At 44.7% G+C, this 6,642-nt stretch carries 7 protein-coding genes; 2 read left to right on the forward strand and 5 right to left on the reverse strand.

Translation table 11 applies throughout. From position 1 onward, the window contains the following. Nucleotides 1-34: 34 nt before the first annotated feature. From K2Q26_08425 to K2Q26_08445, 5 genes are read right to left on the reverse strand one after another with little or no spacing between them, the layout of a single operon-like run. Nucleotides 35-1,357, reverse strand: coding sequence for a S41 family peptidase (locus K2Q26_08425; protein MBY0315529.1), 1,323 nt, complete (start codon nt 1,355-1,357; stop codon nt 35-37). Further along, the gene (locus K2Q26_08430) at nt 1,354-2,511 is read right to left on the reverse strand and encodes a peptidoglycan DD-metalloendopeptidase family protein (protein ID MBY0315530.1); all 1,158 of its coding nucleotides are present in this window, start codon (nt 2,509-2,511) and stop codon (nt 1,354-1,356) included. Before K2Q26_08430 ends, K2Q26_08425 begins: the two co-directional genes overlap by 4 nt. A gap of 13 nt (nt 2,512-2,524) precedes the next feature. Next, complete coding sequence (locus K2Q26_08435) at nt 2,525-3,457, reverse strand: permease-like cell division protein FtsX (GenBank protein ID MBY0315531.1); 933 nt, start codon at nt 3,455-3,457, stop codon at nt 2,525-2,527. Next, nucleotides 3,444-4,109, reverse strand: coding sequence for a cell division ATP-binding protein FtsE (gene ftsE, locus K2Q26_08440; GenBank protein ID MBY0315532.1), 666 nt, complete (start codon nt 4,107-4,109; stop codon nt 3,444-3,446). The genes K2Q26_08435 and ftsE overlap by 14 nt, the downstream gene beginning before the upstream one ends. Before the next feature lie 19 nt (nt 4,110-4,128). Then, nucleotides 4,129-4,380 carry a hypothetical protein gene (locus K2Q26_08445; GenBank protein MBY0315533.1) on the reverse strand — a complete coding sequence of 84 codons (252 nt, stop codon included), beginning with the start codon at nt 4,378-4,380 and terminating at the stop codon, nt 4,129-4,131. Between the two features lie 140 nt (nt 4,381-4,520). Between K2Q26_08445 and K2Q26_08450 the strand changes: the two genes are divergently transcribed. Together K2Q26_08450 and K2Q26_08455 are read left to right on the forward strand one after the other, a co-directional pair. Beyond that, a complete protein-coding gene (locus K2Q26_08450) occupies nt 4,521-6,230 on the forward strand; it encodes a hypothetical protein (protein ID MBY0315534.1) in 1,710 nt (569 codons plus the stop codon). Then, on the forward strand, nt 6,218-6,642 hold a 425-nt coding region (locus K2Q26_08455; GenBank protein ID MBY0315535.1), incomplete at its 3' end, for a hypothetical protein. The genes K2Q26_08450 and K2Q26_08455, both read left to right, overlap by 13 nt.

Raw genomic sequence — 6,642 nt, forward strand, 5'->3', positions numbered from 1 at the left:
TTAAGAATGTCCTCAAATACAAAGAGGACTTCGTTTACAGACTCTTGAACACTTTCCATGCCTTCAGGTAGTTATAGGCTTGAAGGACCTGATAGTCTTTAGCTAACACATCGCTTTTTTCAGACTTTTCTTTGGCATTAAACGTCTTCCACCATTGAGCGTTCTTCGCGTTCTTGGCTTTCTGCAGGGCCTCTTTCTCGGCATCCCCAAGCAAATGCCCTTGGATATCAGATTCCCGACGAACTAAGCGCTTTGAGCCATTTTTATCAGTGCTGTCCATAGAGAGGTCTTCGACCTCCACGTCGGGAGTGATCCCCTCAGCTTGGATGGAAATTCCGCTGGGCGTATAATAACGCGCAACCGTCAGCTTTAATCCAGAACCATCACCCATTTTAACCACAGATTGCACGGAACCTTTTCCAAAGCTTCTCTGCCCCATCACCAACGCCCGCTTGTTATCCTTAAGAGCTCCGGCCACAATTTCGCTGGCACTGGCCGAGTATTCATTGATCAAAATCACCATCGGGAAGCCCATATAGGCTGAACCTGGCTTAGCTTCGGTAACTTCTTTTTTGGTCTTATCTCGGCCGACAGTGGAAACAATGATTCCTTTATCTAGAAACATATTACTGATCTGAACCGCCTGATCGAGAAGACCTCCGGGATTTCTTCGAAGGTCTAACACCACACCTTTGATTCCATTGTTTCGCGCTTTAAAATCGATCATGTGTTTGCGCAGTTCCTTGGCTGTGTTTTCGATAAAACTCGTCACGCGAAAGTAGGCGTAACCCTCTCCTAAATCGATAAACTTTACGGATTTAACCTTAACGATGTCCCGCTTAATCGTAAATACTTTAGGCTCATCAAAAGCATCGCGCATGATTCCTAACTTAATCTTCTCTCCGTTTTTACCCTTCATTTTTTGAGCCGCATCCACAAGACTCATTCCTTTTGTCGAAGTTCCGTCGATCTCCACAATTTTATCCCCAGGCAGAATTCCTGCTTTCCACGCCGGAGTGTCCTCAATGGGAGAGATAATCGTGAGAAGTCCGTCCTCCACAGAGATTTCAATACCGATCCCACCGAATTCTCCTGACGTTTCGGTCTCAAACTCTTTGTACATGTCGGGCGGTAAAAAATTGGTGTGCGGATCAAGCTCGCGCAACATTCCTTTGATACCACCATAAATCAATTTTTGGGTGTCGACGGGTTCCACATAATATTGCTGAACGATATTCAGAACTTTGGCAAAAATCTGTAAATTGAGATAGCGATCATCCGCTAAGAGCAAGCGGTAGGACCACGTCGTTACTACAGCAAAGATCAGGGTGCAGAAAATCAGTTTGTGCGTCTTCATATATCTTGCTCCTTCAATGAGGAAATGTTCATTCCCCCGTCTCTAAACCATTCCGTTGGATCTTCAGGTTGAGAAAAATGTCTTATCTCTAAATAAAGTCCATGGCCAAAAAACCGCGAAGAGCCGGCCCGACCAATCTGCTCCTCCGCTTCGATCTCATCGTTGACTGCAACCTCGGCCACTTCGAGATTGGAATACACGGAGTAGAAATGATCCCCATGATCCACGATCACCACACGGTGGCGATCGGGTAGATCTCCAGAGAAGATCACGCGGCCCTTAAAGATGGATTTAATTTCTTTCCCCGGGGTTGTCGAAACGAACCACCCTTTATTATAGATCTTAATTTTATCGCTTAGGAGATTAAAAATCCCAAACTTCTGAGTGACCACTCCCATGGTCGGCATTGGAAGCTTTCCTTTTTGCTCAAAAATTCCGCCGTCAAATACGACGGATAAATCTTCAAACTGAGAACTTCGACCCATCTGCGTTTTAGTTTTTTCACGAATCTTTTTTAAAGTAATAAGGATCTTTTTGTCTTCGTTATCGAGTCTTTGCAGAAGATTCATCTTGGCTTGATAAGTGCTCTTAATGCTCTGCTCTTCATTTTCAAGCTGGATTTGGTTTTTTTCGAACGCGGATAATTTACTCTTGAGCGTCTCTTGCTGTTGAAAGAGAAGGTTTTTGAGGCCTTGATAGACTCGTAACTGATCGACATCGGAGCGGGAAATTCGATACATGACTCGTGCGTTCCGATCCATTTCCATGACGTCCTGAGCTCCAAAGATAGATTGGAACAAGGTGGGAGCATTGACTCTCTGCAAATTTCTTAATCGAGTGATAATTTGCTTTTTCGTCTTTTTAATATCCTCACTCACCTCAGAAATGTTTTTTTGTAAACCGGAGATATCGGACTCTAAAGCTTCACGCTTCTGCAGTAATGCGGCTTTATTGCTCGCCAGTTTCCTTTGCCGGCGCGTAATTTTGTACACCGTCGAAAGTAGCTCTCGCTCTTTTTCTTTAAGCTCTTCCGATTTGTCTTTGAACTTTTTGTAGTCCGCCACCGACTTATTCAGTTGGGGATTGGACGTCGGTAACTCCTCGGCCCTCACTTGCGAAAAGCCAAAGGTGATACCCAAAATGAAAAACGACACCCTATACAACATTCTACTTTGTCCTAGAAGAAAGCGCCCAACCTGTATTAATTCCACGCACGGTAAAATATGACGATAACCCACCCACAATTATGCTAATAAGAAAACTCAGAATTATAAATGGAGCCGATGGACGGGACACAAGATCGGCCAAGTGACTTAAAATGCTGCTCCCTGTGAGCTGTGCAGAGATCCAAGTGAATAGGAAGTAGTTCATGGCCATTCCAATCACTAGGGCTATAGAACTAAAAACCACACCTTCTGCGATAAACGGCATACGGATGTTTTTCGAGGTTTCTCCGATGAGCTCTAAAATCTCAATCTCATCGTTATGATTGTAGATTAAAACTCGAATCAAATTAGAAATAATCAAAAGGCTAGCTGCTAGAAATAATACAACTATAATACCGATGATCGAGTTGGAGAGACGAATAAATGCAGAGTACTTTTCGATCCAACCTTGCCCGTAGGAGACGTCATCAACGCCAATTTGACTTGCTATCAAATCCGACGTGGCCGAAATTTTTTTGAAGTACTTTTGATCATTGATGCTTCCTTTAAGCGTCACTTCGTAACTTTCTGGGAAAACATCATTACTTTTGAGATCTTCCAAAAAATCTTTGGCAAAAATAGAGTTTTTCTTACTAAACTCATTGGCGGCTGCCTCTTGAGAAATAAATTTGAGCGAAGCGACTTCGTCGAGCTTGATCATAAAATCTTGGATCTGAGCCTTGGTCTCATCGGTTTGACCAGGTGTAAGATACACTGTCAGCTTAGCCGTATCTCCCCAACGATTAATAATTTTTTTAAAATTAAACGCCGACGTAACCAAAAAAAGAGTGACCGCGTAGGTAAAAATCAGAATCACCAAAGTCGATGCACGTAAGCTTGTCTCACGGGCCCACGAACGTAAACTGAATTTTAGATATTTATCAAAGAGTGACATCTTTTAGTAACTCCCCATTTTTCAACTGAATGACTCGTTTATTCATTGATTTCACAAGTTCCATGTCGTGAGTCGCAATAAAAACTGTCGTTCCAAGATTGTTAAACTGTTGGAAGATATTCATCACTTCGCGACTTAAAGCTTGGTCTAAATTTCCTGTGGGCTCATCGGCAATGATCACTTCGGGCTGGCTAATGAGAGCGCGACCGATAGCTAAACGCTGCTTTTCTCCACCTGAAAGTTGATCCGGAAACACATCCCATTTATCGGCGAGTCCGAGTGAGGCGAGCATCTTGTTGGTCTTTTCTACAAGAGACTGACGCTTCTCCCCCATAATTTCCAAAGGAAGACAGAGATTTTCAAAGACCGTTCTGTTCGACAAAAGCTTAAAGTCCTGGAATACAACTCCTACACGTCGACGGAAGTAAGGAATATCCCGGTCTTTCAAATTTTCAAGATCATAGTCGGCAATCGTGACTCTTCCTGATGACGGTTTATCAAAACCAGCGAGCAGGTTGAAGAGCGTTGTTTTTCCGGCGCCACTATGGCCGATCAAGAAGACAAATTCGCCTCGGTTGATATTAAAAGAAACGTCACGGAGTGCGTGAGTCGTTCCACGAAACGTTCGATAAACGTGTGAAAATTGTATCATTCCTAGATTTTAAAATAGATTAGTTTTGTTGACCAGAAAGAATGAGGTCTAGAATTTTATCGTGCTGTGTTTTGACCGCTTCTTCGATGGCTGATTTATCCCAAATCGGTGACTCAATCAGTTCCGAATAGGGAGTTTTTAGACTGCGAACTACAGCACCGTTTCGATAAATGCGACTGACGATGTAGGGACTAGACATTCCCCAGTCTTCCGTCTGTACGTGGAAGGCATCACTGCCGATCGAAAAGTCTGAATTTAGGCTCAATTGCATATTGGAAAATCTCTACTTAAAGCCGGGCTAACATGTCTAAATAATACCTACTTTCCCATAATGAAACACAACCTCAGACGTGGCAAGGGAATTTATGATTTTCGTCTTCACGTTCCGCCCGCAAATTCCGATAGAATTCCATGCTCAAAAATCAAATTTTCATCGGAATGTTGTGTCTCATCTTGGTTGGTTGCGGTAGCGGTGGCGACAGTGGTGGTGGCGGTACGATTACTTCACAGCCTGATCCTTATTGTTCAACGGTCACATCCTATCCCGGGGGCATCACTGTCACTGGAGATGCGGAATATGAATTTCGCATCAACGGAAATGGTGCGATCACTGGCTCTCCGCTTCCCATTCGCCAGGCAGAAATCATGGTGTTGGATGCTTCCGGTGCGATCATTCAGTGTGGAGCTACCGACAATTCAGGAAATTTTTCGATCACGGTTCCCAACACTTCTGCCAATTACCTTCTTCGTATCAACTCACGGATCGAAAACTCGTTAACCAAAGCCTACGTAATGAATAATCCGTCAAATAAAGATCACTACTTTATCGAAAAATCATTCAATCCAACAACATCGACGGCACTAGGTACATTCACGGCCGAAGCCGATGGCGATATCAAAGGTGGCGCTTTTAATATTCTGGATAAAATTCTTGCGGCCAATATTTATTTGCAAACTACGACTAACAATTGCTCCACTACTTTTTCCGATTGCGTTCCATTTACTGGTGCCCCTCTGGCCCACGTGTATTGGACGAAGGGATTTAATCCTGGAACGTACTTTAACGCTGGCCCCGTCAGTTTTTATCTCCCGGGTGCAAATGAGCTCTATATCCTCGGTGGACAAAGTAATGATGTCGACAGCTCGGATACCGATCACTTCGATAACTCGATCATTCTCCACGAATACGGCCACTTTATCGAAGATAATTTTTCGATCACAAATTCTCCCGGAGGATCCCATTCGGGGAATAGCATCATCGACGCTCGCCTCGCCTTTGGCGAAGGCTGGGGTAACTTTTTTCAAGCGGCGGTTCTCAATAATCCTGTCTATCGAGACACCGCGGGGACGCCACTGGGTTCGACCTCCGTTTACTTTAACGAGAACTTAGAAACACCCGGCAATGATCAACCCTCGGTCCTGGGCGAAGGAAATTTTCGAGAGTTTTCCATCGCAAGAATGTTCTGGGACGCAATCGATGCCGTAAATGAAGGAGCGGGTGTGGATCAAGTCACCTCATCTTTTGCTGAACTCTGGGCTGTTTTCGCCGGACCCACTGCGGGTTTTAAGAGCTCCGCTCTCAGGTTCCGTAATATCGGTTTATTCCATAGCATCCAACAAACACTTTCCGGAGGATCCAACTGGAGCTCGATTCGCACCGGTGAATTACAGCGCGGGGATCAGACCGATTATATTCGACCAGTGACAACGGGATCTTCCTGCTCGGCCATTCCGATTCAAGCAGCAAACATTTCTGGATCTCAGATCGAAAATGGTTCTGCGACGAACTCAAATCAGTTCGCCTCTAATGATTTCTACCAGATCAATCATGCGGGGGGTGTATTAACGCTGGGTCTGAGTTACACGACTAGCGGAGGAGCTACAGCAAATCTTGATCTTTATGTTTTTCCAGAAAAATATGTCTTTGGAAGCTCAAGCTCAATCTTAGCCTCCAGCACAAATCCCATTTCCTCCGGAGCCACTTCTGGCACCGAATCCATTTCCACAAACCTCGCTGCGGGCGTGTACGTCATTAACGTGCGTGTAAATACCTCAGTGAGATTGGGAAGTGGCACGAGTTATTCAATGACTTTAAACGGAGTTGCGTTATGTCCAAACTAAATCAAGCTCTTCTACTGGCCTTCGTTATGATTTTTGCAGGAGTTTTTGCCGCTCAGGCCGTCGCAAAGAAATCTCAAAAGCACGGCCACGTGACACATCATACACCTGACGTTTGGGGCAAAGCAAAAGCTCCACTCCTCACCCGAATTGTCGAGACCGAGAGCGATGACGGAGTGATATTAGAGGGTCAAATCAATACCGAGTTTACAACGGTCGCTGTCGAGTGGACCCTCCCCGAAGGGGTTGAGCTCGTTGAAGGACAGCTTCAACAGCAGATGAGCAAACCGAGTCAAAAAATCGTATCTAGTAAAATTAAAGTGAGAAAGCCCGCAAATATCGAAGGACACATCGTCTTTCGAGCGTTTGAGCCCAACTCAGGGAGTGGTTCAAACACCGTCTACAATCTCAATCC

It is taken from the genome of Bdellovibrionales bacterium (assembly GCA_019750295.1).
Taxonomy (GTDB): domain Bacteria; phylum Bdellovibrionota; class Bdellovibrionia; order Bdellovibrionales; family JAGQZY01; genus JAIEOS01.

Excerpts from the sequence above, each read along its gene's own strand:
- K2Q26_08425 (MBY0315529.1), bottom strand. The coding sequence starts at position 1,357 with ATGAAGACGCACAAACTGATTTTCTGCACCCTGATCTTTGCTGTAGTA.
- K2Q26_08435 (MBY0315531.1), bottom strand. The coding sequence starts at position 3,457 with ATGTCACTCTTTGATAAATATCTAAAATTCAGTTTACGTTCGTGGGCC.
- ftsE (MBY0315532.1), bottom strand. The coding sequence starts at position 4,109 with ATGATACAATTTTCACACGTTTATCGAACGTTTCGTGGAACGACTCAC.
- K2Q26_08445 (MBY0315533.1), bottom strand. The coding sequence starts at position 4,380 with ATGCAATTGAGCCTAAATTCAGACTTTTCGATCGGCAGTGATGCCTTC.
- K2Q26_08450 (MBY0315534.1), top strand. The coding sequence starts at position 4,521 with ATGCTCAAAAATCAAATTTTCATCGGAATGTTGTGTCTCATCTTGGTT.